Genomic DNA, 24,718 nt, shown 5'->3' on the forward strand with positions numbered 1-24,718 from the left:
ATAGCGCCTGTTGAGACACATTGATGCTGGATGTGCCGCCGCCATCGCGAGCAAGCTCGCTCCCACAGAAAGCAGCTCCAGTGCTGCTTCCCAGAATCAACCGAGGTTTTTTGAAATGAATGTTTTGATCATTGGCAGCGGTGGCCGTGAACACGCACTGGCCTGGAAAGTGGCTCAGGATCCGCGTGTGCAGAAAGTTTTTGTTGCTCCGGGCAACGCCGGCACCGCCATTGAAGCCAAATGTGAAAACGTCGCCATCGACGTGCTGGCACTTGAGCAACTGGCCGATTTCGCCGAGAAAAACGTTTCCCTGACCATCGTTGGCCCGGAAGTGCCACTGGTCGCCGGCGTGGTCGATCTGTTCCGCTCGCGCGGCCTCGATTGCTTCGGTCCGACCGCTGGCGCTGCGCAGTTGGAAGGCTCGAAAGCGTTCACCAAGGATTTCCTGGCGCGCCACAAGATCCCGACCGCCGATTACCAGAACTTCACCGAAATCGAGCCGGCCCTGGCTTACCTGCGCGAAAAAGGCGCACCGATCGTGATCAAGGCCGATGGCCTGGCCGCCGGTAAAGGCGTGATCGTCGCCATGACCCTGGCCGAAGCCGAAGACGCCGTGCGCGACATGCTCGCCGGCAACGCTTTCGGCGACGCCGGTTCGCGCGTGGTCATCGAAGAATTCCTCGATGGCGAAGAAGCCAGCTTCATCGTCATGGTCGACGGCAAGAACGTCTTGCCGATGGCCACCAGTCAGGACCACAAACGCGTCGGCGACGGCGATACCGGTCCGAACACCGGCGGCATGGGCGCCTACTCCCCTGCCCCGGTGGTCACCGCCGACGTGCATCAGCGCGTCATGGACCTGGTGATCTGGCCAACCGTGCGCGGCATGGCCGATGAAGGCAACGTCTACACCGGTTTCCTCTACGCTGGGCTGATGATCGACAAAGCCGGTAACCCAAAAGTTATCGAGTTCAACTGCCGATTCGGCGACCCTGAGACCCAACCGGTGATGCTGCGCTTGCAGTCGAGCCTGGTGTTGTTGGTCGAAGCTGCCCTGGCGCAAGCCCTGGACAAGGTCGAAGCGCAATGGGATCCGCGCCCGAGCGTCGGCATCGTTCTGGCGGCAGGCGGCTATCCGGGCGACTACGCTAAAGGCGTGGCGATCAACGGTCTGGACGCAGCGGCGCAACTGGAAGGTAAAGTCTTCCACGCCGGCACTGCACTCAAGGATGGCCAGGTAGTAACGGCCGGTGGTCGGGTGCTCTGCGCCACGGCGATGGGCGCCAGCGTTGATGCGGCGCAGCAGCAGGCGTACAAATTGGCGGCGAAGATCGACTGGGAAGGCAGCTTCTATCGCAAGGACATTGGCTACCGCGCCATTGCCCGCGAGCGTGGCGAAACTCAGGAATAAGCCAGCCATTCGGCCAGGCAAGGGCTTGAGGCCCTTGCCGGACTATTCCGGGGCCGCGCATAGTAATAATCTGGCATCAACCTACGAAGGGATTTCGCCGTGCGCTGGCTCAGGATTGCCATAGGTCTTACCGTCACTCTGTTGACCTTGCTCTGCATGCTTCCGGCCCAGGCCGCGCAAGGCAGTGCCTGGTCGGTATTGCTCGACGAACAGGGCGACCTGGCGCTCAGCGATATCCGTTCCGCTCGCTACACCAATCAATTCAGCCCGATCGAACTCGACCGCCTCACCGCGGCCGAGCCCGACGGCGCGTTATGGCTGCGCTTCAAACTGGCCCCGGGCAAACATGAGCAATTGCTGCGCGTGTTCGCTCCCGACTTGTCGCACCTCAATCTGTATGTGCTGGACGGCGATACGCTGGTCGAGCAACTCAACACCGGCACCCAGCAACCGCAAGCCAATCGGCCATTGCCGAGCAGTGACTTCATGTTGCCGCTGCCGCAAGCCAACAAACCGCTCGATGTGTACGTGCGCCTGGTTTCGCAACATCAGTTGCGGCCGTACATCACCCTGCAAGCGGCGGTAAACACCGCGGCCAATCAGAACCTCACGCTGATCTACGGCCTGCTGTTCGGCTGCATCGGCATGTTGATCCTGCACAACCTCGTGCGCTTCGCCTACACCCGTTCGCGCAGCAGTTTATGGCTGGCGGCGTGCGAATGCCTGCTGATGCTCAGCGTGATCCTGCTGCTCAACCTCGCCGGGCCGTGGCTGCCGAACTGGCACGCGATCCAGACGCCGGGCGCCTACCTTGCGCTGTTGCTGACCGCGCCGTGCGGGTTGATGTTCGCCTATCGGTTCTTTTCGCCGCTCGGCCCGCATCCGCTGAACAAATTGCTACTGGGCGACATTCTGTTCACCGTGGTCTGCGGGTTGCTGCTGCTGTTCGTCAACACCTTGCCGCTGAACATCATTACGTACCTGCTGGTCGCGCTCGCCGGCCTGAGCATGTTGTTTGTCGGCGCTTATCACTGGCAAAAAGGCTATCGCCCGGCGCGGCTGTTTGTCGCCGGCATGGTGGTGTTCAACATTGGCGCGCTGATCATCCTTCCGGCGCTGCTGGGGCTGACGCTGGTGCCGCCGCAAGGCCTGATCATCATTCTGCTGGTGTTCATCTGCGTCAGCGGTTTGCTGATGAGCGTGGCGCTATTCGAACGCCATCGCAGCATCACCGAAGACCGTTTCAGCGTCAGCCGTGACCTGGCGGCGAGCAACGCCGAGATCAACGCCAAAGCCGAATTCCTCGCGAAAATCAGCCACGAAATCCGCACGCCGATGAATGGCGTGCTGGGCATGACCGAGCTGTTGCTGGGCACGCCGCTGTCGGTCAAGCAGCGTGATTACGTGCAGACAATCCACAGCGCCGGCAACGAACTGCTGACCCTGATCAACGAGATTCTCGACATCTCCAAGCTTGAGTCGGGGCAGATCGAACTCGACGACGTGCAATTCGACCTGAATGCGTTGATCGAAGATTGCCTGAGTATTTTCCGCGCCAAGGCTGAACAGCAGAACGTCGAACTGATCAGTTTCATTCAGCCGCAAGTGCCCCGCGTCATCAGCGGCGACCCGACGCGCCTGCGCCAGACGCTGCTGAGCCTGCTGGAAAATGCGCTGAAGAAAACCGACGAGGGCGAAATCCTGATCGTCGTCGCGCTCGACGACCGCAGCGCCAAACCGCGTTTGCGCATTGCCGTGCAGGACAGCGGTTTGCCGATGGATGCCGAAGAACGCGATGCGCTGATGCACGCCGAACTGCACAGCAAAAACTTCCTGTCGGCCACCCGTCTGGGCGGCAATCTGGGGCTGGTGATCGCCCGTCAGTTGATTCGCCTGATGCAAGGCGAGTTCGGCATCAAGAGCGGCACCACCCAGGGCAGCACCTTGTGGCTGACCTTGCCGCTGGACCCGGATCGCCTCGAACACCCGACTTCCGATCTCGACAGCCCGCTGCAAGGCGCGCGCGTGCTGGTGGTCGACGACAACGACACTTGCCGCAAAGTGCTGGTGCAGCAGTGCAGCGCCTGGGGCCTCAACGTCAGCGCGGTGCCGTCCGGCAAAGAAGCGCTGGCGCTGCTGCGCACCAAGGCGCACCTGCGCGATTACTTCGACGTGGTGTTGCTCGATCAGAACATGCCCGGCATGACCGGCATGCAACTGGCGGCGAAGATCAAGGAAGACCCGAGCCTGAACCACGACATCCTGCTGATCATGCTCACCGGTATCAGCAATGCGCCGAGCAAGATCATCGCGCGCAACTCGGGGATCAAACGCATTCTCGCCAAACCGGTGGCCGGCTACACGCTCAAGACCACCCTCGCAGACGAGTTGACCCAGCGTAACAAAGGCCTCGCCGTGTCGCCTAACCTGCCCAGCGGCCCGACCCTGCCGGTCAAGGTGCCCAGCGACTTCCGCATTCTGGTGGCTGAAGACAACAGCATCTCGACCAAGGTGATTCGCGGCATGCTCGGCAAGCTCAACCTGCAACCGGACACCGCAAGCAATGGCGAAGAAGCCCTGCAAGCGATGAAAGCGCAGCGTTACGACCTGGTGCTGATGGACTGCGAAATGCCGATCCTCGACGGTTTCTCCGCGACCCAGCAATTGCGCGCGTGGGAAGTCGGCAACCAGCGGATCCGCACGCCAGTGGTGGCGCTGACCGCGCACATCCTCGCCGAGCACAAGGAGCGCGCGCGCCAGGCCGGCATGGACGGGCACATGGCCAAACCGGTGGAGTTGTCGCAACTGCGCGAACTGATCGAACACTGGGTTGCGCAGCGTGATCAGCAGAGCCGCGTGAGCCCGCAAACCTCCTGAGCCGACAGGCGCCACAGCGCCTGATAGACTGCGCCTCGACTTCCCCCGCCAGTGAGCCCGTCCCCATGCTCCATGTGTTGTTCAGTGTTTACCTGAAGATGCTGGTGCTCTATAGCCCGTTCTTCGTGTTGTCCTGCTTCATCAGCCTGACTCGCGGTTATTCGCGCAAGGAACAACGACGCCTGGCCTGGAAAGTCGCGACGGCGACCCTGGTATCCAGCGTTCTGCTGTACCTGTTCGGGCGGGTGATTTTCAGTGTGTTCGGCATCACCGTGGACGCCTTCCGCATCGGCGCCGGCAGCGTGCTGTTCATCTCGGCGCTGGGCATGGCGCAAGGCAAGTCGGCGGTGCAGACCGACAATGTGCAGCAAGACGTGACCATCGTGCCGCTGACCATCCCGCTGACGGTCGGCCCCGGCACCATCGGTGCGCTGCTGGTGATGGGCGTGAGCCAGCCGCATTGGGACGACAAACTCACGGCCATTCTGAGTATCGCGCTGGCTAGCCTTACCGTCGGTGTGGTGCTTTACATGTCCAACCGCATCGAGCGGATTCTCGGTGATCAGGGTTTGCAGATTGTCAGCCGCCTGATGGGGTTATTCGTGTGTGCGCTGGCGGCACAGATTATCTTTACCGGCGTCAGAGGTTATCTGGTCCCGTAAAAGCGCAAAGGCTGAAGGTTATTAACCTTCAGCCTTGTTGTTTATTACTTTGCGTTACTTAGCTGATTGCATTTCTGCGGCGCTGAAAGCGATTGGTCAGCGCAGCCTTGTAGTACTGGCCCAGATACTCTTCCAGTTCAGCTTTGAGTGGCGCATAACGCGTCGGGTTGAACGTGATGTAAGTGCTGCCCTGAAAGAAATCGCGGCCGGCGGTTTTCCAATCGAAGAACAGCGGGCTGGTTTCCTTGCTGCCACCGAGGCTGTCGATCGACGACAACGAAGTCAGGATAACGCCGTTACGCAGTTGGTCGCACGGCATGATCGCCAGCCGGACGCCTTGACTCCTGGTCACTTCACGGTTGAACAGGTTGATGGCGTCAGGAGTTTTTTTCAAAGAATCCAGGGTGGTGTCAGCAATTGCGCTCAACACGGCGGCCCCGGGGATGGCGGTCCGCGCGGCAGCAACGCCGGCCTGGACGATATCGACAACAATGTTCTCCACCGTCAACTGCATCGAACTCTGTTGGTAAGCGTTGTAACCCATATCGGCGACGAAACAGCCCGATTGGTCCATGCAGGTCAGAAACGCCATGTACCACGCTTTAGGATCATCACCCGGCACTTCAAAAGTCGCTTCCAACTTCGAAAACTTGATCATGTTTTCGATAATCGCCATGTTATCCAGCGAAATATTATCGCCATAACCCACCAGGGTATTTGCCAGCACGACCGCATTCAGTTCTTTGCTCGGCTTGGCTTCGGAAGTGACTGCAAGGCTCCGGGCGCGGGGCATTGGCGGCAGCGATGCTTTACGATTACGGATGCGTGCCAGCACCCGATCAGTACAAACTTCAACATTCGCTGTGCTTTCCATGATGTCCATATTCAACATATCAAAACTTCCATTCAAAATTAAGTAACGGCCTCTTGGGCACCCAACAAAACTAACTCAACCGCGCGCAATCAGACTAACCATAATTGAATTCCTTATATGTACTCAACAGACAATCTCGATCAATAAAGACCTACATATCAAGACTGATTTTAACTTGCACTCTCTATCCGCGCTTTGTATCTGCCCCTGTAAGCTTTGAGTTTCACTGACAACAGTAATGTTCTGTCAACGCTATCCACTGCACTTACGCTTCAGGAATGACTTATGACTATTGAACTACCGTCCGGACTGGTGACGGGCCCTAACCTTATTTCATGTATCGGCGAGCTTACGCTTCAAGACTTCGATGATTTGACTGACTCCACCCATATCGCCACTCAATCGGCAGACCTTGCACACTACCGTTTTGCCAACGCACAAGGCTGGCTGGAAGAGTACGTGCGCACGCTGATGTTCCTCGGTTGGTCGCTGCACGAGGGCGCCATCACCACCCGCACGCGCTCGGACATCTCCGGGAGCGTGGCGGATTTTCTGGTGCGCAAGGCACAAGCGATCAATGACCCGCGCCAGGGCAATGCCATGATCGACACCCTTGGCGCGTTCAAGTCCGACACTCCCGCCATCTATTCGCTGGACAAGGAAAGTCTTGAAGGTCAGCGCTTCCAAGTAGTGCCCGCACGTTATGACGGCGCTGGCAACTTGAACATCGCGGTGTTCAACCTGTCGTTGGATGCCGGCACAAAAAAGAGCAACTTTATGTTTTGGCCATGGGAACAACAAACCGCCGTACTGGTCCAGCAAAGCGCTTTTCTGAAACTTGATCGCGCGATACTTGCCACCCGGCGGGAGTTGATGGCGAAAAAACTTCGTGAAAAAGTCATGCAACGTTTTGCCCTGAGAAGAAAGCGCGCCACGGGATAACGCACAATAAAAAGCCCCTTCACACGCAACCGCTGTGAAGGGGCAGAAGTTATAACTCAGGCCGGCAGCGCTGTTACTTTCGCTTGTCAGGCAATTAGCGCATTCAGCAATTCCCCACCACTGACATTTGGCCGGTCCGCCAGCAGCGTGACCATTGAAGCAACAGTGAAAGGCTGATAACCACTGATGGCCAGCACTATGTCCCCGCGCAGCGTCACATCGGTGGCATTGGCTTCGCGCAGGATCAGGCTGTGACCGGTATCGGGATCGAGGATGACCACGTGTTCGTCCACCAGATTGATGATCAACCCCGCAGGCGTATCCAGCTTCCATTCGAGCTTCGCCGCAGCGGACGCCGAGCTCCCCAGCGAAGGTCGGCAATCAATGATCACCGACTCGAGGCGACGCCAGACCTCCTGCGACAATCGGCAAACCGTGCCTTCGCCACTCAAACTCAGAATCAGCGTGCTGACATCATCGGGAATCAGCGGCATCAGATCATTCAGCGTGCCCTGCCATTGCAGGCTCAACACCTCAGCCTCTCGCTGCGCCACACTGTTTTCCAGCCAGACGTCTCTCGAGGTGCTGTAGCTCAGGCGGGTTGGAATTTCATGAAGCAAGGCAGTCTTTGCCTCGCGCACGCCGAGCATGCGGGTTTCCAGTTGGGTGTTCGATTCACCGAGCACGCGATCAATGCTGCTGACGTACCAGTGATATCCACGGTTGCCACCGATCTGAATGAACGGCGCGTGGCGATGCCTGGCGGTCAACGCTTTCAGCACTGCCCCGATATGCTCGTCGTAAGGATTGGAACTGCCCTGTGTCTTGAGCCATTGCGCCGTGACCCCGACGATCCTGGCGGGCTCACCCACAAGCATTTCCACTTCCAGACCGTCTACCGTGCGGCCAAGCAATCCTGCACCATGGGCAGAGACCTGAACGAACGACCACTCGGCCCATTCCTTGTGCGGCGCCGGCAACTGATCCGCACGCAGCAGTTGCAAGTCGTTGCCAAAAGCGTCGGCCAGCGTTTGTGGCGCAAGGAATGCCTGACGGTAAACCTGTCCGGCGGACACATCCAGGAGCCACGCGGCCTCTTTATCGGGTGTCAACGCCAATAGGCGCACCACTTTGCCGGCCCCCATGTCGCAAATCAGCAGACGTCCACCGACATACCAGGCGCATAGTTTCCGATCCCCGGCGAAGCTATCCAGGCCCAGAATCGTAAAGTTTGCGGCCTGGTGTTCCTGCGCAAGCGCTTCGACCTGCTTCCACCATTGAAAACCGATGCCCAGTGGTCCTTTTTCGTTCTGTAACCAGTCTTCGGTCAGTCCGGCCAGCTGTACCTCTCCTTGATCGCTGATATCGAAATACAGTCCGTCCTTGGTCACTGCAACATAGCGCCCTTCGTTTGCGATGACATCCACTACATTTAACAACTTGACGGCTTCAATCTGAACGCTGTTGCCAGTGGCACTCGAGTCGATTTTTTGCCGGTAGAGGCGCTGATTGGGCTTGTCATAGAACAGGAAGGTGTCGCCGGTACTCGTGGCCGGAGTCAATAGCAAAGGCATAACCACTCCGCCAGGCCCTTCGGCTGGCAAACCATTCGGGCGAATCAGCAAGCCATCGCTGGCGCGAACCCACGTGCTGACAGGGTCCTTTTTGCCTTCGGTCAAACGGGTAATCGAGGTAAACGCCGCAGGTTGATAATCAACGACCGGTACGTGAGTCAGCGGCTCAAGTTTCGAACGCTTGACCAGCAACTCGTAGTCCCAGAAAAAATTCGACCATGGCCCCAGGTTAGCCTTGAGCATCAGGCTCTGTTGGCGTTCGGTGAGCTGTCCGGCAATCGCCACCAGCCTGACTTCGTTCTCGCCCAGCAGATAAATGACTTCGACTTCTCGCCCGTTGCGCTGCGTCACTTGCTGAACGATACGGATCATTCCTTGCCCGAGGTCCTGGAATACCGCAATGCTGGAACCTGGCACCGGATCCATCAGACGGTAGAAACGGTTGATGGATCCGGTGACCACGTCAACTTGCCAGATGAGCGCTTCCTGCGGCGCATAAAAGTAGGCGTACTGCTCGATGACCGCGCCCAGACGCGCCTGGCCAGCGAGCGCCACAGGCAGGTCACGCGAGTAAATGAACCGGTCGCGACCTTGCTCGTAATAGGCGGTCGTGCGTTGTGGCGCGTACGGGTCGCCATAGGGCACCAGAAAGTTCTGCACGGCGGTAAACGGGCTGGCCAGTCGATTGTCGCGCGCCAGTGCCCTGACCTCTGCCTGAAGGGTTTTGGTGTCGGCGTCTGGTTCCAGCACCAGCTCTTCGAACAGCAATTGCTGTTTCGCCCAATCGACCTTCACGGTTTTTTCCGCCGTCTGAACCGTCACCTCGGAGCTGTCCACCACCTCGATTTCGATGTCACCGACAGTCAGGCGTCCCGCTTTTATAACTATTGCGTCCTCACCGAGCCACGGCGCCCGCAGCGTCCAGGCTATCGGCAGGGCGCCTTTGGCGTTAGACAGGCTGATCAAACGTATGCCCGGCGTCAGGGTCAGCGCGCAATGGCCGCCATACCCCTCAATGCTGTACGACAACTTGCCGTGCAAGGGTTTATTCAACTGCGGAACCAGCAGCGAGCGCGACCCTTCATCCAGCCGGATGTTGATCGTGGTTTCGACCTCCACCGGATAGAGGTTATGCAAGATGAACTCGCTGGGGAACGAGTAAAACGTAAACCAGAACTGACGCTCGCCCGCCGCGTCGTACTCAAGCTTCAGCGCGGTGTCAAAATGCTCGAAGCGCGTGGTCGCGAACGGCAGCGCAGAGTAATCGAAACCGAAGTAAGTCTTGGCGACGCAAGGCAGCACGAGGGTTTGAAAGGTCGACAGGTCAGCAATCGTGCCGTGCTCCGGGCGACCAAGGTGTTGGCGAATATTGATCGCTTTGGTGCGATCGGGATCTTGCTCCGGAGTGGACAGCCAACCGGCTTTCACCGAGAGAATTTCCTGGCTGTCGAACGTCACGCGTTTATTGCGTAAATCGATCTCGCGAATGGCCGCGTATGGATTGGGATAGAAGACCCCTTCCTTGATCGAATGGCCACCGGTGCGATAAGCCCTGTCGACTCGGTTCAAGTACTTTCCGATCTGCCGACCGCGCTCCAGGGTGCCATTGAAACCTTCGACCAATGCGCCCACTCCCACGGCCAAGCCGCCAAGGATCACTCCGGCGCCGCCGAGGAATGCAGCCGCGGTGCCGGCCCCGGCCAACCCGGCGCCGATACCGGCCACCGACAACGCCAGCCCTGTCGCGTCAAACGCTAACTGCGTACCGAATTGCGCCCGCTGCAGATCGTCCCTGGCATTGGCCAAAAGATAAATATCGAAGCCGACCGTCGCCAGTTGCAACACCGTGGCCACGCCGTCCCTGGCGATATGCCCAAGGGAATTGACCAACACCGACGAGCTGGCCCTGGCCACCAGAGGGGCATCCTTGAGTGCCACCTTGAACAGTTTGACCAGTTCCACGACGTCGATCACGTTGCCATGGGCCAATTGTGTATAGCTGAGATAACCGTGCATCCGCACGGCGGTGGTCAGGCTGCGGTCCTGGTTGATACCGTCTGTTTGCTCAAGGGTTTTGAGCACCATGAGCAGCGCCTGCACGGTATACGCCGCATTGATCGAATGCACCGCACTGAAGTTGGTGGGATCCACCACGCCTGGAATGGACGGCCTTACCGATAACGTCTGGAAGGTCTCTGTCAGGAAAGATTTGATTCGGCTCAGGATCCGATCCGTGCTCGATACCCGGACTGTACTGTTGGGGTCCCTGGTATTGACCAGGCTGATTTCATAGCCGCCACCCGATTGCTCGCGCACGCTTTCGAACACCGGGACAAACTCACCTCCCAACTTGTTTTCTGCTTGCAAGCGCTTCGTACTGCCCTCGATTTGTTTGGCCCAATGGCGGGCATCCATCTCACCCAGGCTTCGTCCCAAACGGGCGTTCTCTGACAATGCACGGGCACGCAACGCCGCGTGATGCTCCCAAGGAGCGACCGTAACGCCAGCACTCACCGGCCCATATTCGAGCAAACTGGCAACGTTGATTTTCGACGGCAAGGTTTTATCGGCGATCCGTGATCCATCGAGTTCGATCACATTGAACGTGGCATCGACCGTCGAAGGGATGCCATACAGCCGAGTCACTTGCGCGTCACTGAAGAAATGTTCAAGACCGCGACGCAGCTCCCGGGCCTGCTCAAATCCGAAGACACCGAAGTTGGGGTCATAGAAGCGATAGCTGCTCGCGTCGCCGCTCACCACTTTGGCCAGTAGCAGCGAATGGCTTTCGCTGTTGAGCATCAAGGTAGTGGTGGCGGTTTTTCCTTCCAGTGTGCGCAGGGTCTGGTCCAGTCGGGATGCGCCCAACACGGTGCCGGATTCAGCCATCGGTACGCTGCGCAGCTCATCCAGGACACGCAACAGGGCGTGGGAGGCACTGGCGCCGCGTTCCAGATTGGCATTGGCCAGACGACCGCTGAGTGTGTCGACGGCCGATGGGCCTTTCGCCAAGGCAGCGGCCATGGCCAGCACCAGTGGAAAACAATGCCTGCCCGGATCGCCTTCACCGCGGATCAACAAGCCCTGCGGCATGAGCTTGGCGGTGGACGCTCCCGCCGTGATGAAGGTTTCCAGCACGGTGGCACTGCGGTCGAAGATGTTGGTGCGCAGTTCGTGGTCGGCCTGGATCCGAATTCGGGCAATATGCTCGCCCCACTGGCGCAGAGTGAGCGGTTGCGCGAAGGCTAGCGTTTTAAGCGTCCCGGAATCTTGCGCGCCGACATTGAAGGTCGCCAGCCCTTCGGAGAGCCCGGCGGTAAAGGCCGGATTGTTCTGGCTCAGCAGCGTCTGTTCGATGGCGATGTAGCGTTGTGCGAGACCGTGATCGGCGGTGTTCTTTGCCAATTCAAGCGTTTGCTGCCAAGCGCGGCCGAAACCGGCCTCGTCCAGTGTAACGGCACCAAACAGACCACCCAGGTACACTCGATGCGCCGGGCTCAGTTGTTCCAGTGGTAGCGAACCGTGGCCGATGCGCGAAATCAATTCATTGAAATTACCGGCAGGTTCGAAGCCGATGGATACCGGCGGGGTGCTGCTGCCCTGCGCGAGGATCCGCTGACGCTCATCGAAACTCAAATTCAGAGGCTTGTCGAACGTCACATCTCCGCTCAGTTGCTGGTTCATTGCGCGCAGGAAAGGCTCGCCCAAGTGACTCAGCATTCGCTGCAAAATCGAGTTCAGCATAACGGGCCGGCCTTCGATGACTGGCCAGCCTTGCTTGAAAGTCAGTGTTTGCGGTTTGAGCAACTCGCTCATTTGTCCGGCGTAGCGGGCCTTGTATCTGCCTTCAAGCCAGTTCGCCCGCTCCTTCTCCAGCCAGGCTACGAATCCTCTTTCCTGTTCCACCCATCCGCTGATGGTCTCCTCTTCGGTCGCTCGATTGTAGCCGCCATCAAGTCGCAGCCTGTTTTCCAGATCGATTGTACCTTCTAACAAGCCCTGGACTTGCGCGAATACATCCCTACCGAACATAACTGCACCCGGCCCACTCAACGTAACGGTTCCATTGGCCTCTGGGTGAACACCATCCAAATGGTAATAAACAATGGCCTTTACCAACTTTGCACTGTATGCCTGAGTTAGGAAATCACGATACGGACTGCCTTCAATCTGTCGGTTTACAATATCCGACGCAACATCTGATACCGAGTCTCCACTCCATAGCGCCCCCTTTTCGGCAAGACTTTTCTCGATTTCAAATATCGCGTCATACGCCAGCCTTATCAGATTCAAGGAGGCCTTGACCATGCCAGATTCCGGATGCGCCAACATGTAAGCGTTCATCACCGATCCAGGCGTATCGTAGCCTCGCCCCAACATCAGGCCATCGACCGGAATCTGCACTTCCGCTGCCGGCACGAATACATCAACTATTGACGGGTGGCTTTTTGCATAGTCATCCAGGGCTGATCTGTGCTCTGCCGGAATATCATCCAGATAACTTCTATAGCGATTTCTGTCACGCCCCGGCATAAAGTCAGGGTTATGATTGAGCAGCAGTTGCAACGTCCCCAGGCGTTGTTCGAAAGTGTATTCACTGATGTTCACCCCCGCCATTTCAGCAACCAGTGCCGGCAGGTAGTCCAAGTCACTGTAGCGACCACCTTCGGGCTCCAATGCCATTAGACGTATGACATCCGAAGCCCCGGCAAAATTGCCGCGAAAGGCAATTTCGCGATCGTAGACGTCCCACAGCACATGCGATCCAAACTCCGCGCGAACATCTCGCAACAGTACGTTTTTGCCGGCCATGGCCAGATGACTTTCAAGGTAGCGCTGCTTTGAGGCCAGCAACACGGAGCGGTCTTGGCCATAGGCATCCACCAAAAGGTCAATTCGCGCCGCATCGGCGCTTTGCCCCCGTTGTCGGGCAGCCTGAATGTGCTCAAACATTTGCTGTTTCAATACCACCAGGCGAGCCTCGATAAGGCCAGTCAACTCGGAGACATTTCGCCCGGCCGCAGATTCATGGACTGTTTCAGTCAATGCCGCCCCTCCCGCCAGCATCGCGTCGGCCTTGGCAGCCTGGGTCAGGATACGATTAGTATCAAAAGCCATCAACGCGTCGGGATCATAATGAATGTTTAGGGTGTAGCCATCCTTACCCAGTACTGTTTTCCAGATATTGAAATAATCTCGCTGATTATCACCAAACGCCGCACCACCGACCCAGACAAAATGCATTTTCTTGGGCACGGTTTTATAAGCACCCAATAAATTCACAGTCGTCGACAAGCGTTGATGATAATCCGCCAAACTGGATTTAACTTTCTGCAGCTCGGCGCTCGGATTAACCGATGGAACTAGCTCCATGACATCCTTGAGCAGAGCCACTGCCGTTAATTGTTCCCCGGAAATGGCTACCGAAGCGGCACCGTCATAATAACGTAACGCAGCATTGTGCAACTCATCGTTATCAAGCCCCTGTAATGCAGCCACCAACTCACCACGATCAAACAGATCATTAAAAGTTGTATTTTTATTACTCATTTCGCTCACTTCATCATCCTTAATAAAAATAGCACCCCCCTCAAATCCATTCATTGAAGTGGGTGCCTTTCCCAGAAAAAGTCAGAGTTGACTTTCTAATGTTTTAACTTTCACGGCAGGTAGTAACGCTGTCAGCAGTGCAAAGGCCGGTAGGCCTTGTTCTAAAAAGGCCTTCACTAAAGTCGATATAGCAAATGACTGATATCCCGGAATCGCCAGCAACACTTCCCCGCGTAACGCGACATCTGTCGCATTTACCTGACGGAAGATCAGGCTGTGGCATGTGTCAGGATCGAGCACCACCAGGTGTTCATCTACCAGGCTGACAATCAATTGCTCCGGCGCACGGAATGCCCATTCCAGCCTGACCGGTGCAGGCACAGGGCTGCCCAGAGGCGGCCGGCAATCGATGATCACCGACTCGAGGCGACGCCAGACGTCCTGCGACAATTGGCAAACCGTGCCTTCGCCACTCAAACGCAGAATCAGCGTGCTGACATCATCGGGAATCAGCGGCAGCAGATCATCCAGCGCCTGCGCACTGCCCACCGTCAGCAGTTCGGCGTCGCGTTGGAGATAGCTGAGCGGCCCGAGCACATCGTGCAGCGGATAACGGCGCAGCAATCCGTCGGCAGCATCAAACAACAGCACGTTATTCTGCTGTTGCGTACCCACCGCAACGGTCACTTCGGGATGGGCCAGGCTGGCGGCTGCAAACAAGCGTGCAGTGCCTGTGACAAACCATTGCTGGCCACCCGCGCTCGCCACCGTCAGCAACGGCGCGCATCGCGACGAGTCAGCCGCCAGCGCCTTCAGATGCTCGGCCAACGCAGCGGCGTGTTCGCGCGCCCATTGACGGTCAACGCCCACCAGCAACGCTGGCTCCTGGTGGTTGAGTTGCATCTGCAAACCTTCCACGGTCGTGGCGAGCAGGCCGGCGCCCGAGCGTTTGACGTCGCTGAACAACCATTCGGTCCACAGCGGTTGCGCTGCCGGCAACGCGTCAGCCGCCAACAATCGCGAACCATCACCAAAGGCCACCGCCAATGTCGCTTCGGGCAAAAATGCCTGCCGACAAATCTGCCCACGGCTGACATCAAACAACCACACGCCGGCATTATCCGGGGTAATCCCGAGCAAGCGCACCGCCGTGCCGCCGCTCAGATCCGCCAGCAGCAAGCGCCCTTCGACATACCAGGCGCACAACCGCGCATCGCCGCTGGCATTGCTCAAGCCGATCAGCGTCAGCGTGCTCAAAGGCGCTTCGGCCACCAGCGCCGGCAGCTGCGCCCACCATTGCGGGCGCTCCTTGAACCAGACTTCGTTCACCCCTGCCAGTTGCAATTCGCCCTGCGCCGTCAGCTCGTAGAGCAGGCCTTTATCGGTCAGGGCCAGGCAACCCTCTTCGGTCGCGACCACGTTTTTCAGGTCTGCCACGGTTTTCCATTCGATCGACACCGCAACCTGTTCTTCAACAATCACGCAGCGCTGCACGCACAGGCGCGGACTGTCACGGGTATAGACGGCAAACACATTGCCCTCGGTCCCGCCCGGCGCCAGCAGGTTCGACTGGTTCTTATCCTTGTCCGAATCCCCCCAGCCGCGCGCATGCCCACGCGGCGGCATTGGTCGAATAATCAGGCCATCGCTGCTGCGCACCCAGCTCATGTCGGAACTGTTCGCGTCCGGTTTCCAGTGAATCGAAACGAACACCGCCAATTGCCAGATTGATGTTTCGAAACGATATTCAGAACGCACGTTCGGCCATGCAACGTAATCGCCCAGCAAGGATTTCCAGTCAGCCAGCAATGGCGCTTGCCCGAGGATATCTTCGAGCGTGTGATCGACTTCGCGCGTCAGCGAGGTCAGGAACACCCCTTCGTCAGTCAGCAGATAGTCAAGGGTCAAGCCTTGGCCGTCTTGCGCAAAATGCTGCACCACCCTGACCCCGCCGCCCGGCACCGCAACACACTGCGTCACGGTCGATTCGGCCGGGCGCAGCATCAGGCGATAGCGATGGATGATCAGGCCGCTGACCACGTCGGTCTGGTAAATCTCGACACCCTGCGGATGGTAGAAATAGGCCGAGCCATCGACCACGGCGCCCAATACCGGGTTTTCCGGGACCAACGCATCGTCGTCCTGAATGTACAAAAAGCGCTCTTCGCCCGAATCGTAATAGGCCGTGGTAAAGCGCTCCTCTGCCGGGTCATCGAATGGCACCAGAAACTCGTGCACAGGGGTAAACGGCAGCTCCAGCCGATGTTCGCGGGCCAATTCCTTGAAGTGCTTTTGCAGTGCAAGTGCCGACGTGCCCGGCTGCTCGGCGGCCTCTTGAAGGATCAGCACTTTGCGGCGCGGATCGACGATAAACCTGGTGTTGCCCGCCAGGTGCAAAGTGAAGTCGAAGAGCGCTTTGCCGCTGTAGCTGATAGTCACGTCGCCAATTTTCAACGCTGCGCCGGGGAGCAATTGCACGTCGCTTTCCGTCGCCCACGGCGCCAGCAGTGTCCAGTGCAAGGTTTTCGGCAACTGCGATTTGAGCATCACGTTGACGCCTTGATTGAGCATCAACCGGCCCGCTGCATCACCTGCTTCAATTTCATAAACGATCTGCCCCTGCCAGCTCTTGAGCAGCATCGGCACCACCAGTGTGCGCGGCACATCGTCGAGCACCACTTGAATGACTGTCGGGCTGTCGGGCTGAAATACCGGATGGATCGCCTGAACAATGTATTCGCCCGGGAACGAATAAAATGCGAAGAGAAATTGCCATTCGCCCTGCGCGTTTTTCTTCTCCAGACGACGGGCGACATCAAAACCGAGGTCATGGCGCTGCAGCGCGAAGGGTAGCGAGTGATAGTCGTAGCCGTAAAACGTTTGCGGTGTGCACGGCAGGATAATGACCTCGTCAGGCGCAGGCGCGAAGTTGCTCGTTCCCGGTAGCCCCAGGCTTTGCCGCACATTGATCGCTCGCTGGTAATCCACGTCGTAATCCGGCACGCCAAAATGATCGCGCAACGGGAACAGTCGCTGACTGTCGTAGAACACCCGGCTATCACGCAAGTTGATGCCTTTGATCATCAGCCGGGGGTGCGCCTGCCAGGCATTCTGGTGCGTGTTCCAAGTGAAAGCGGGGCCACGATAGGCCTGGTCCAGTTCGTGGAAAAATATCCCGACCTGCTTCGACCTCTCGGCCACTTGGGAAAAGCCTTCGGCCAACGCCCCGATACCCACCGCCAGGCCACCAATGATGACTGACGCGCCGCCGAGAAACCCTGCCGCCGTGGCTGCCGACGCCAACCCTGCGCCCATGGCCGCTGCGCCAAGCACCACACTCGCCGAGTCGAAGGCCAGTTGCGTGCCGAATCGCGCGACGTCGGCTTCGTTGTCCGATTCGCTCAACTGGTAAATATCGAACCCGACATTGACCAGCCCCAATACCGTGCCGACGCCTTCACCCGCCACATGCCCGAAGGCTTCGCCGACTGCCGTCGAACTGGTCTGCGCAATCAGCCGTTCTTGCGCCAATCCCTGGCGTACCAGATTGACGATGCCGGCCATGTCGCTGACCAGACCGTGGAGCAATTGCGCGTAGTTGACGTAAGCATGCAGGCGCACCGCCAGGGTCAAACTGCGTGCTTCGCCCTCGCGACCGCGCAAGGCGTTCATCAAGGCCTGAATGGCAAACCCGGCGTTGAGCGTGTGCACCGCCCCGGCACCGGTCGGGTCGAGCGGACTGAGGCGCCGCGCAGTCAATTTTTCGAACAGTTCGGTCAGGTGGTTTTTGATCCGCAGAAAGCGCGAATCGTCGGTGCTGACCTGGATCGTCTGCTCGGCGACTCCGGGTTTTTGCGGCTTGATCAACGTCAGGTGGTAGCCGCCGTCGGGAGCGATCTCGAGGGTTTCAAATACCGGAATAAAGTCGGGCGTCAGCCCATTTGCAGTCAGCAGGTCGTTGCTCGCCCGGGTAATCTGTTCGCCCCACCAGTGGCTGTCGAGCGACATCAGGCTCTTGCCCAGTTTCGGGTTGTGCAACAACGATTCGCCTCGAGCGCTGGCCAGCCGATTGCGCACATCGGCGGCGGGGATTCCCTCCAGGTTACCGGGCAGCAGCACCTGTTCGATGAGCACGCCGGAGGACAGTTGGATTTTCGCAATCTGCGCACCTTGCAATTCGATCAGATCGAAGCTCGGCTGAGTCGGCTCGCCATAAGCGCCATAAAAAACCGCCATGCCGCGCTCTTCGAAAAATCCTTTGAGCGCGCTGTGCATGTCTTCGGAATTGCTGAACCCGATGATCCCCAGGTTCGGATCGTAGAAGTGATACGTGCTGTGCTCACCGTCCCAGGTTCGAGCGATCAGCATCGAATGGTTGTCGGAGTTGAGCAGCAACGTGCAGGTGCTGGTGCGCGACGCCAGCAAATCCACCACCTGCCTGACGGTGGAGCGCGCCAGCACGCTGCCGACATCGTGCTCTTGCACACTGTGCAGCTCATGAATGGCCTGCACGAACGTGTGCGAATCGCTCTGTTCAGGCGCCACGACGCTCATGAAAAAACGTTCGCGCAACGTGGTGATGGCCGCGTCGCCCTGAGCAACGGCGGCCGCCATCGCCAGCACCAGCGGATAGCAGCGCCGCCCGATGGTGTCGCCGAAACCATCGAACAACAGATCCTGAGGCACGAACTTGGTGGTCCCGGTATGAAACCCGTCCATCAGTTCGCCGGCACGCACCACCAGTTGCTCACGAAACTCGTCCCGCGCGATTTGCTGTATACGCGCCGCAGCGGCGCCCCACTGATGCAGGCTCAGAGGACTTTCGATCGCGTTTTTCTTCAGCATCAACGCCGTTTCGCCGCGCTCCGCCGGGCGCCGGCCTGTTGAGCTCAGCCCAGCGAGAAACTGCGGCGACTTGTACTTGAACAGCTGTTCCTCGATGACGGCATAGCGGCCGGCAATGCCTTTATCGCTGATTTTATTGGCCAGGTTGTCGAGCTCGCCGGCAACCGCGGCGAAGCTGCGATTGTCCAGCGAGGCAAGGCCGAGCAACTGGCCCAGTTGCAAGCGTTGAGCGGAAGTCAGCTGCTCGATGGGCAGCGATTGACTGGCAAGACGTTCGAGCACTTCGATGATGGAAAGACCTTGCGTCGTCGCGTCGCTGGGTGGCGCCGGCGCAAACGTCTTGGTGTCCTGTGCGAGGATCGCCTGGCGATCATCAAAGCTCAGCGGCAACAATGTGTCGAACGTCACCAGGGCGTCGCTGGCCTCACTCATCGCCCGCAAAAATGGCTCGCCGAGGTGATTGAGCAGCTGTTGGAGGATGGCGCTGGACAGCACATGGCGGCCTTCAATCAACGGCCATCCGGCGTCGAACTCGATGCTATGGCGGTTGAGTAATTGCGCGAGGTCGCCCTTGTAACGCGCCTCGAAATTGCCCTCCTGCCAGCGTGCCTGTTCTGCCACCAGCCACTCATCGGACGACGGCGCCTGCTCCTTCCATGAATGGTCCTGTTCTTCTTCGGTTTGCCGATTGACGGCGCTGTTGCCCTTGATGCCGATGAGCAGGCGCAGCTCCTCGGCGGACCTCGGGGTCAGGTTGCTTTTCTCGTAATCGCCGACCCCTTCAATCATCGCGATTGGCCCGGTCAGATAGATCGTGCTTTCGCTGCCGGGAATAATCCCATCGCTGTAATAATCGGCGGCTCCCTGGGCCATTTCGTCGACAGCGAACTCCTCCATGTCGGGCAGTTCGTGCAACGGACCGAACAGTTCGGCCGCCGCCGCCAATGCCAGCTTCGCCATGGCCGGATTATCCGCAGGACTGATGTTCTGCTCCACCGCACGCCGCGAGGTATTTTTTACAACCTCGTAGTTGACCAGGTAACGATCAATCACCGCGTCAAGCGATCTGGAACCCGCGTGGGCCGCCATATAACTGTTGCTGACGGCGCCGCCGACGGCCACGGCACGCAGACCATCGGGCCGTACCAGAATGTTCTCCGGCAATTGAAAAACCTGGTGCAACTGCGGGGCACTTTGCGCAAATGTCAGAAGTGCCGCCCGATGCTCCTGCGGAATCGAATCAAAATAACGGGTGTACCGCTGCGCAACTTTTTGCCGACCTGGCATCCAGTCAGGGTTGTTATCCAACAGCAATTGCAAGACGCCCAGCCGAGCGTCTTCGGCAAACTGGCTGATATTTACGTCGCCGATTTTTTCCAGTAGCGGCGGTAGATTATCCACATCGCTGTACAACCCGCCCTCTATGTAGAGAACTTCAGCGCGCACCACGTCCGACGCCCCGGCAAAGTTGCCACGCAAATTAACTTCGCGTTGATAGATATCCGCCATCCGCAACGGCCCGGCAACTTTGTTCAGGTCGCGCAACAGCAGATCCTTGCTTTGCATCGCGGCCATATTGTTTGCATGTTTTTCACGCAACGCCCGCAGTGCAACTTCATCCTGGCCATAACCGTGGACCAACAGTTGGATGCGCGCCTCATCGGCACTGCGGCCCGAGGCCTGCGCTCTCTGCAAATGGATGAACAGCTGCTCTTTGAGCGGGATCAGCCGCTCGATGTACAAATTGCGCAAATCCCTTGAATCGGCAAGCGTCGCGCCGCCCGCAGCCATTGCGCTGGCCTTGGCCGCCTGGACGATGACGCGGTGGGTTTCGTAGGCAAGAAGTGCGTCGGCGTCATACCACAACATCATCTGATAGCCGTCGCGCGCCATCACCTGTTCCCAGACCTTGATGTAATTACGCTGAATTTCCCCGACACCGCCGCCGAGCCACACAAAGTGCAACTTCTTCGGGACGGCGGGCAGCGTGCTTCTGAGGGTATCGACACTGGTCGCAACACGTTCGCCGTAATCGCTGACCTTCTGATGAATACTGACAATCGACCCGTCACCGCCATCGGCCGGCAGCGACTGTTCGGAACCACGCCGTCGGCGCACTGGCGGCAACAGTGTCGCCAGGGCTTCTTTCAACAGCGCAAGTGGACGCTGCAAACTCTGGTCATCCGGCGCGTCGATGCAACCGTCGTAGTAACGAAAGATCGCGTCATACAGTGCGTTGTTTTGATAAGGCTCAAGTGCGCGCTCCAGCATCGAACGTTCCAATAGATCGGCAATACCGACGTATTCATCACCGCTTACAACTTCCTGTTGACTCATGATTGAGCATCCATAATTAACAAAGCAAATCATTCACGCACAGGCGAAGTATTCAAGCTCCGCAAGGCAACGATTGGAACAAGTTCATCAGAAAATAAGAGTTGAGTGCGATTGGTTAACTGGCTATCCGACTCGACCGACGGGAATTGCTCTGCCGCCAAACTAACTACTTGGGTCGCGCTTATCAAACCCGAAAGATATTCAACAAATGTCTACACAACTTGAAACTTCGACCAAGGCAACTTGCCATCTAATAAGTGCAAAAAATTAGAGCAAAAAAAACGCCTCCGAAGAGGCGTTGGTTTTTTGCGTCAACTGCCAGGCTTGTCGCCATACCAGCGCGGCGTATACACCCACTCACCGCCGCCGGCGCGCGGGAACACGCACGTAGTGGATGAACCGATCAACACCATGGTGCGCATGTCCACTTGGTCCGGGGTCAATTGGCCCAGCGTGGTCACGCGCAACGTCTGCCCCGGCCGGCCGATGTCACGCCCCAATACCACAGGCGTTTCGGCGGTGCGGTGCTGCGCGACGATCTCCAGTGCACGGCCCAATTGCCATGGCCGCGAACGCGAGATCGGGTTGTAGAACGCCAGCGCCAGGTCAGCCTGTGCGGCGAGGTCCAGACGCTTTTCGATGATCGACCACGGCTTGAGGTTGTCCGACAGCGACATCACGCAAAAGTCATGGCCCAACGGCGCACCGGCCTGGGCCGCCGTGGCCAGCGATGCCGAGACGCCGGGCAGCATCTCCAACTCGACGTTGTGCCATTGGGTATCGCTCGACTCGTGCAACGCTTCGAGCACCGCCGCAGCCATGGCAAACACGCCCGGATCACCGGACGACACCACCACCACCGAACGCCCCTGCGCCGCGAGTTCGAAGGCGTGACGGGCACGCTGCATCTCTTCGCGGTTGTCGGTGCAATGCAGCACTTGATCGGCGCGGAACGGCCCGGCCATGCGCACATAGGTTTCGTAGCCGAGCACGTCATTGGCGCGCGCCAGTTCGGCTTTGACTGCCGGCACCATCAGTTCGGCAGCGCCGGGGCCGAGGCCGATCACTGCGAGACGTCCGCGAGGACGGCCGATCAGCAACGGATCAAGCGGTTCGGCTGCGACCACGATGGCCAGCGAATCGTTGACCGCGATTTCACTCAGCGGCGCGCTCACGGCGCTTCGGCCCAGCTCCACCACGCTGCCGGAGCGCGGGTTGAAACGCAGCGGCACGCCCAACTCCAGCGCCGCTTCGCGCAACGTCGGGTTGGCCATGTCGCTTTCATCGGCCAACAAGCAGGCCAGCGATTGCACGGCAATATTGGCCTCGTGCAACGCCGAGCGAATGGCTTGCGCCGAGCCCGCCGTCAACGCCACCAGCACATTACGCGGATAAATCAGCAGTTCATTGGCATCCGCTTGCCGCGCGGCATGCCCGACATGAATCGCCAGTCGCGCCTGCAAATCCTGCGGCAATTGCGCGTCGGCCAGCCACGGTGCCGCGCCTTCGATGCGCACGGTTTCGCCGCTGAGTAAATCGGCAACGAAGCGCTTGCCCAACTCCAGATCGCCCAAGGCGTAACCGCTCGGCGGGTTGAGCAGGCACGTGCCGAAACGCAATTCGCCGCTGGTGGTGATCGCTGGCGAAACCTCCAGCGCCGCGGCAATTTCGCGCGCCAGCCGGTTGACCCCGCCGAGCCCGCCGAGCAGCGGCACCACGGCGCTGCCATCCTCGGCGACGGCGAGTACCGGCGGCTCGGCGCCCTTCTCCAGCAACAATGGCGCCAACGTGCGGATGACAATCCCGGCGGCGCACAGGGCGATGATCGGCGTGTCCTGTTGATAAAGTTCGCGCAGGGTCGCGCCGAATTCCTGATAGTTCTGGTCAGCACCTTCAACGCGCCCGGCCAGCCCGTGGATCATCGCATCAGGGTAGCGCTGCTGAATCCGTCGCGCGGTGGCGAGGCTGCCATTGCCGAGGATGACAATCGCCGGAGCAGGACGGCCGCTCACCCTTGCCACCGTTCACCGGGGACGATGATCAGCGAGAAGTACGGCGAGGACATCGGCTCGACTTGGTCCAGCGCGACGATTTTCTGATTGGCCATGGTCGCGCGCTCGACGTACAGCGCACGCTCGGCCAAACCGAGTTCTTCGAGGACCTGACGCACCTTGGGAAAGTTGCGCCCCAGCTTCATGATCACCGCCGCGTCGGCATCCGCGAGCCGCCGTTTCAGTTCGTCGTGCGGCAACACGCCGGACAACACCGACAAGCTCTGATTGCGATACACCAGCGGCGACCCCAGCACCGACGCGCCACCGAGCATCGAGCAGACGCCGGGCACCACTTCGGCGACGTAACGTTCGGCCAGACGGTCATGCAGATACATGTAGGAGCCGTAGAAGAACGGGTCGCCTTCGCAAATCACCGCGACGTCACGCCCGGCGTCCAGATGCTCGGCCAGTTGCTCGGCGGCGCGGTCGTAGAAATCGCTGATCACTTGTTCGTAGGACAGCGGCGCCGGCAGCGCTTCGGTGGTCACCGGGTAAACCAGCGGCAACAGGTTTTGCGCTTCCTGCAAGTGCGCTTCGATGATGCCGAACGCATTGCCCTTTTTGCCTTTGGCGACGAAGTACGCGACCACCGGCGACTCGCGCAGCAGGCGCAGGGCTTTGACGGTGATCAGTTCCGGGTCACCGGGGCCGACACCGAGGCCGATCAAGCGTCCAGGTTGCTGCATCATTCGATCTCCGTGGCGAGGGCATTCACCGCAGCGGCGGCCATGGCGCTACCGCCGAGCCGGCCCTGCATGATCACGAACGGCACGCCGCGACTGTCCGCCGCGAGCATCGCCTTGGATTCGGCGGCGCCGACAAAACCGACCGGGAAGCCGAGAATCAGCGCCGGTTTGGGTGCGCCGGCATCGATCATTTCCAGCAGGTAAAACAGCGCGGTCGGCGCGTTGCCGATCACCACCACGCTGCCTTCCAAGTGCGGGCGCCACAGTTCCAGCGCGGCGGCGGAACGGGTGTTGCCCAACTCGCGGGCCAGCGCCGGGACGCTGTCATCACGCAAGGTGCAGATCACTTGATTGTTCGCCGGCAGGCGCGCGCGGGTCACGCCTTCGCTGACCATCCGCGCATCGCAGAGGATCGGCGCCCCGGCGGCCAGCGCCGCGCGGCCAGCCTTGCCGGCGCCTTCGGAGAATTGCAGACCGTCGATGGCCTCGACCATGCCGCACGCGTGGATCACCCGCACAGCGAGTTTTTCCAGGTCGACGGGAATGCGCGCCAGGTTGGCCTCGGCACGAATGATCGCGAAGGAGTTGCGATAGATCTCCTGACCGTCGCGGATGTAATCAAGCATCTAGGGGGCTCCGTGAGTGGTCGTCGAGCAAAACCGCGACCGCTTCAATAGTAAGGTTGCGTGCGTGCAATGCGCCGAATCCCGGCAGCGTTGCATCGCGAAAATAGAGGTCGTAATGACCCGGTGAAACCGCCAGCAAGGTCACTGGCGCACTGTGCGCGGCGGCGCAGGAACGCGCGCAGCCGGACAGGTGCACATCGAGGATTGGCCCGCGCTGTTGCAGCAACGCCGCCAGTTGCAGCGCATCGCCCTTGGTGTCGGCCAGGCCTTTGGCGCAACC

General features: G+C 59.1%; 10 protein-coding genes and 1 pseudogene. 4 read left to right on the plus strand and 7 right to left on the minus strand.

Annotated features, from left to right (window positions below; translation table 11 throughout):
• Positions 1-115 precede the first annotated feature (115 nt).
• From purD to BI292_RS16080, 3 genes are all read left to right on the plus strand, one after another.
• On the plus strand, positions 116-1,411 hold the full coding sequence (gene purD / locus BI292_RS16070; protein WP_101208436.1) for a phosphoribosylamine--glycine ligase: 1,296 nt from the start codon (positions 116-118) through the stop codon (positions 1,409-1,411).
• Positions 1,412-1,510: 99 nt separating this feature from the next.
• Complete coding sequence (locus BI292_RS16075; RefSeq protein WP_101208437.1) at positions 1,511-4,288, plus strand: hybrid sensor histidine kinase/response regulator; 2,778 nt, start codon at positions 1,511-1,513, stop codon at positions 4,286-4,288.
• A gap of 65 nt (positions 4,289-4,353) precedes the next feature.
• On the plus strand, positions 4,354-4,950 hold the full coding sequence (locus BI292_RS16080) for a MarC family protein (protein WP_092273891.1): 597 nt from the start codon (positions 4,354-4,356) through the stop codon (positions 4,948-4,950).
• Between the two features lie 58 nt (positions 4,951-5,008).
• On the opposite strand, the gene BI292_RS16085 is transcribed toward BI292_RS16080, so the two are convergent.
• On the minus strand, positions 5,009-5,842 hold the full coding sequence (locus BI292_RS16085; protein ID WP_256592701.1) for a hypothetical protein: 834 nt from the start codon (positions 5,840-5,842) through the stop codon (positions 5,009-5,011).
• A 267-nt stretch (positions 5,843-6,109) separates the two neighbouring features.
• Here BI292_RS16085 and BI292_RS16090 point away from each other — a divergent pair, with 267 nt between their 5' ends.
• Positions 6,110-6,766: a hypothetical protein gene (locus BI292_RS16090; protein ID WP_101208438.1), complete on the plus strand. Its 657-nt coding sequence runs from the start codon at positions 6,110-6,112 to the stop codon at positions 6,764-6,766.
• Between the two features lie 86 nt (positions 6,767-6,852).
• Here BI292_RS16090 and BI292_RS16095 read toward each other — a convergent pair whose 3' ends face one another.
• The 6 genes and pseudogenes from BI292_RS16095 to BI292_RS16120 form a co-directional block, all read right to left on the minus strand.
• On the minus strand, positions 6,853-13,944 hold the full coding sequence (locus tag BI292_RS16095; protein ID WP_101208439.1) for a TcdA/TcdB pore-forming domain-containing protein: 7,092 nt from the start codon (positions 13,942-13,944) through the stop codon (positions 6,853-6,855).
• Positions 13,945-13,971: 27 nt separating this feature from the next.
• Positions 13,972-21,072, minus strand: coding sequence for a TcdA/TcdB pore-forming domain-containing protein (locus BI292_RS16100; protein WP_101208440.1), 7,101 nt, complete (start codon positions 21,070-21,072; stop codon positions 13,972-13,974).
• Positions 21,073-21,383: 311 nt separating this feature from the next.
• The gene (cobJ, locus tag BI292_RS16105; protein ID WP_101208441.1) at positions 21,384-23,084 is read right to left on the minus strand and encodes a precorrin-3B C(17)-methyltransferase; all 1,701 of its coding nucleotides are present in this window, start codon (positions 23,082-23,084) and stop codon (positions 21,384-21,386) included.
• The gene (locus BI292_RS16110; protein WP_092281546.1) at positions 23,081-23,812 is read right to left on the minus strand and encodes a precorrin-2 C(20)-methyltransferase; all 732 of its coding nucleotides are present in this window, start codon (positions 23,810-23,812) and stop codon (positions 23,081-23,083) included. Before BI292_RS16110 ends, cobJ begins: the two co-directional genes overlap by 4 nt.
• The gene (locus BI292_RS16115) at positions 23,812-24,438 is read right to left on the minus strand and encodes a precorrin-8X methylmutase (RefSeq protein WP_101208442.1); all 627 of its coding nucleotides are present in this window, start codon (positions 24,436-24,438) and stop codon (positions 23,812-23,814) included. Before BI292_RS16115 ends, BI292_RS16110 begins: the two co-directional genes overlap by 1 nt.
• Positions 24,431-24,718, minus strand: a pseudogene (locus tag BI292_RS16120) (precorrin-3B synthase); the annotation flags it as partial. The gene BI292_RS16115 and the pseudogene BI292_RS16120, both read right to left, overlap by 8 nt.

The organism is Pseudomonas sp. 43NM1 (genome assembly GCF_002836905.1).
GTDB classification, from domain to species: domain Bacteria; phylum Pseudomonadota; class Gammaproteobacteria; order Pseudomonadales; family Pseudomonadaceae; genus Aquipseudomonas; species Aquipseudomonas prosekii.